The organism is Rhodococcus sp. C26F (genome assembly GCF_053345925.1).
Map to the genome: position 1 here is coordinate 1 of NZ_JBKFBA010000095.1, position 4,170 is coordinate 4,170.

Here is a 4,170-nt window from a genome sequence, read left to right on the forward strand (position 1 = left end):
GTGGTGGTGTCGGTGACGCACCGGCTCGGTCTGTTGGGGTTCCTGGACCTGCGTGAACTGGGTGAGGCGGGGTCTGCGAACGCGGGTCTGCTCGATCTCGTCGCCGCGCTGGAGTGGGTGCAGCGCAACATCGCGGCCTTCGGTGGTGATCCGGCGCGGGTCACGATCTGCGGTCAGTCCGGTGGTGGTGGCAAGGTGGCGGCGCTGAATGCGATGCCTGCGGCTCGGGACCTGTTCGCGCGGTCGATCATGATGAGCGGTCCGTTCGGGCGGTCGCATCCTCCGGAGGAGACGGCGAAGCTCCGTGAGCGGGTGATGAAGGCAGTCGGGCTGGAGTCGGTCGACGAGCTGCGGGCGGCGTCGGTGGAGACGCTCCTGGACGCGCAGTCGGCGGCGCAGCGAGAGGTGGCCTCGATGACGGGGAGCGGCGCCCGCAGTCTGGAGCTGGATTCCGCGCTGGGTTTCGGTCCGTCACTGGATCCGGTGGATCTGCCGGTGAACTCGTTCAGGGAGGAGGCGACAGAGGGGGTTCGGGGAAAGCAGCTGCTGCTCGGCTGGACGTCCCACGATGCGACCTTCCTCCTCGCTGCGAATCCGACCTTCGTTGCCGACATGTCTGCGGCGGAGGCCGCATCCCGGCTCGACGCGTTCGCGGAGGTCGACGGCGTCACGTACGCGGAACTGTCGGCGGAGTTTCCGCACGAGCCGCCGCACCTCGTGCTCGGGCGGCGAATGGCATCGCTCATGTTCGCCGAGCCGACGCGGAGGATCGCCGATCTGGCGGTGGCGAAGGCAGACGGCGTCTGGGTGTACGAGTTCGCGCAGCCCACCGAGGTCCTGGACGGATTGCTGGGCGCGACCCATTCCATGGAACTTGCCTTCGTGTTCGGCACGGTCGATCGGGTACCGCTGACCGGACGCTCATGGGATCGGCTCGCGGTGTCGCGGGACATGATGCGCGCGTGGGCGTCGTTCGCACATGACGGTGACCCGGGCTGGGAACCCTGGAACGTCGCGGGGACAGTCCACCGCTTCGGGACTCCGTACGGGCCGGACCTCCAACTGCCCGAAACCTTCGACATGTCCGCTCCGCTGGACGCCGCGACAGTCACCTGCTGACAGCTTCGATCGAGAGGAAACCGATGACCACCGATACCACAGATTCACACACCGACGCCGACGCTGCACGGGGGTTCCTCGCCCCCGGGTACGAAGCCGTCGGCGAGCAGCTTGCCCGCGTTGTCTCCGAGAATTCCAACTATTCCGCCCAGTTCTGTGCGTACGTGGACGGCGAGGTCGTCGTCGACATCTGGGGTGGAGACGACATCCGAGAGGACAGCATCCAGGGAGTCTTCTCGTCGACCAAGGGTGTTGCCGGCGTGAGCGTCGCGCTCCTGGTCGATCGTGGCTTGCTGAGCTTGGACGAGCCGATGTCCCGCTACTGGCCCGAGTTCGCCGCAGCCGGGAAGGCCACGGTCACCGTGCGCTCCGCGCTCTCCCACCAGGCCGGCATCCCGGGTGTCGAGCCACAGGTCACTCAGGATCAGCTCATCGATCACGAGTACATGGCAGACAGGGTCGCCGCGCAGGCTCCGCACTGGTATCCCGGTGTTGCACACGGATATCACGGTCTGACCATCGGCACGATGATGGACGAACTGGTCCGGCGGATCGACGGCCGGACGATCGCACAGTTCTTCCGCGAAGAGATCGGCGACCCGCGGGAAATCGACTTCTTCATCGCGACGCCCGAGGAGCAGGAGCCGCGGGTGCTCGACGTGCTCCCGCAGCAGCCCACTCAGGACCAGATGGTGCTGCGGGCGGGGTCGCCGATGCGGCAGTCCGCAGACAGCCTGCCGGGCATGGCGTTCAACAGGGCAGTCACCGACCCGTTCGACGAGCTGCTGTCGAACGTCCGGAGCGCGAGGGCGGCAGGGCAGTCCTCCGCCGGCGGCGTCGGGTCCGCGCGCGGTCTCGCCCGACTCTACGCAATGTGTATCGGCGAGGTGGACGGGATGCCGCAGCTCCTGTCTCCCGCGACCGTAGCGGCCTTCTCCCAGATCCACGCGGTGGGCATGGACATGGTGCTGGGCCTGCCCACCCGATACGGCGTCGTCTTCCAGAAGCCGGATCCCGACCGGCTGCGGATCGGTAGCCACGAGTCCTTCGGACACGACGGAGCAGGCGGTGCGATCGGAGTTGCCGATCCGTGGCACTCGCTTGCCTACGGTTACGTTCCACGCCGGATGTCGTTCCCCGGTGGTGCGGACGAGCGGGGTATGGCACTGGCCGCGACTGTGCGGCAGTGCCGCGCGGACCTACGGTCGTGAACATCGACAGAACACACGAGGGCTGAGGCCCGTCACCACTGGGGCGGGACCGTGTCTCGGCACTTCGACACGTCCCGCCCTCTGAACCCGATCAGGGGAGCAATCTTGCAGACGAAGAAGATTTTCACGACTGTCGCCGCGACCGCTGCGATCGCACTGGCAGTGAGCGCGTGTGGTGGTGGGTCGGGCGACCGGTCCGGAAGCGAGACGCTCACACTGGGCGCCGTCTTCCCGCCCTCGACCTTCGCCGCGAACAACTCGGCGTGGGGTAACGAGGCGCCCTATCTCCAGGCGGTGTACGACACGCTGGTTCGCGTCAGTCCGGACGGAGAGATCGAGCCCTGGCTGGCGACCGGGTGGGAGTACGACGACACCAGGACCGTTCTGACTATGACACTGCGGGACGACGTCATGTTCACCGACGGCACCAAGTTCGATGCCGCCGCCGCGGCGCAGAATCTGCTGCGCTTCCGTGACGGTGCCGCCCCGAACAAGTCCGCACTGACCAGCGTTTCCGACGCGACTGCGGTCGATCCGACGACACTGAAGATCACGCTTTCCCAGCCGGATCCGACGCTCTTGTACGTCCTCTCCCGGAATTCGGGACTGATGGCGAGTCCGAAGCACTTCGGCGCCTCGGACGAGAAGACCAACCCGGTGGGTTCCGGGCCGTACATTCTCGACACAGGTGCCACCGTCGCCGGGTCGAAGTACGTCTTCACCCAAAACCCGGACTACTGGGCGAAGGACGATCAGCACTACGAGGCGGTGAACATAAACGTCTACACCGTGCAGGCCGCCGTCAACGCCATGCAGGGCAAGCAGATCGACGGTGCCCTGGTGGATGCGGATCAGGTCAAGCAGGTCGAGGCGGCAGGATACGAGGTGAAGACGGAGCAGCAGAACTGGGCAGGCCTGAACCTCTTCGATCGCAACGGCACGATGAATCCGGCACTCGGCGACGTCCGGGTGCGCCGGGCGATCAACCACGCCATCGATCGCGACGCGTTGTTGAAGGCCGCCCAGGGATACGGCGCGGTGACCGACCAGATTTTCGCGGAGACCAACCCGGGATACGTTCCGGCACTCGACGGTGCATACACGTACGATCCAACGAAGGCGAAGCAGCTGCTGGCGGAAGCCGGCTACGGTAACGGCTTCACACTCTCAATGCCGCTCGTTCCCGAGTTCGGAATTGACTCCATGTACGACCTTGTCAAGCAGTACCTGACTGATGTCGGCATCACCGTCGACTACGTCACCGTGTCGGTCAACAACCTGGTTTCCGACCTCCTCTCACCCAAATTTGCTGCAGCACCGACGATCACGGCATTGAATCCGCTCGCGTGGCACACCGCCCGACTCCAGATTGCCCCGAACGCGACCTTCAACCCGTTCCGCGTCGAGGACCCGGCCGTCGACGAACTGCTGAAGACCATTCAAACCGGCGCAGATGCCGACGCCGACGCTGCGGCCAAGCAGCTCAACGAGCTCGTGACCGAGCAGGCCTGGTTCGCCCCGTTCTACCGGGCGGACTCGTTGTACGGCGTGTCCGAGGACACCGACGTCACGCTGCAGAGCGACAACGACGTCCCGTATCTGTACAACTACACGCCGAAGGAGTGACTTGACTCAAGCCCAAGGTGGGTGAGTCAAGACGAAGTGGCTCACCCACCCGACAAGTTCCGCAAATCGTTCGTGCGCGTCAAAAGGGGTTGTGGGAGTATGAATTACGTTCATGTGAAAGTCGAGCAGGGGGAGCTGCGTGGTATCGACAACGCCGGTGTGGTGAGTTTTCTCGGTGTGCCGTACGGTGCGGACACCTCGGGTGCCAACCGGT

Annotated in this window: 3 protein-coding genes; all 3 read left to right on the plus strand. The window is 65.3% G+C overall.

Annotated elements, in window-relative coordinates:
• On the plus strand, nucleotides 1-1,119 hold a 1,119-nt coding region (locus tag ACLBYD_RS30455), incomplete at its 5' end, for a carboxylesterase family protein (protein ID WP_447819372.1).
• A 23-nt stretch (nucleotides 1,120-1,142) separates the two neighbouring features.
• Nucleotides 1,143-2,330 carry a serine hydrolase domain-containing protein gene (locus tag ACLBYD_RS30460; protein ID WP_447819373.1) on the plus strand — a complete coding sequence of 396 codons (1,188 nt, stop codon included), beginning with the start codon at nucleotides 1,143-1,145 and terminating at the stop codon, nucleotides 2,328-2,330.
• A 105-nt stretch (nucleotides 2,331-2,435) separates the two neighbouring features.
• The gene (locus ACLBYD_RS30465) at nucleotides 2,436-3,956 is read left to right on the plus strand and encodes an ABC transporter substrate-binding protein (protein WP_447819374.1); all 1,521 of its coding nucleotides are present in this window, start codon (nucleotides 2,436-2,438) and stop codon (nucleotides 3,954-3,956) included.
• Nucleotides 3,957-4,170 lie beyond the last annotated feature (214 nt).

Coding starts and splice junctions, on each gene's coding strand:
- ACLBYD_RS30460 (WP_447819373.1), top strand. CDS start 1,143: ATGACCACCGATACCACAGATTCACACACCGACGCCGACGCTGCACGG.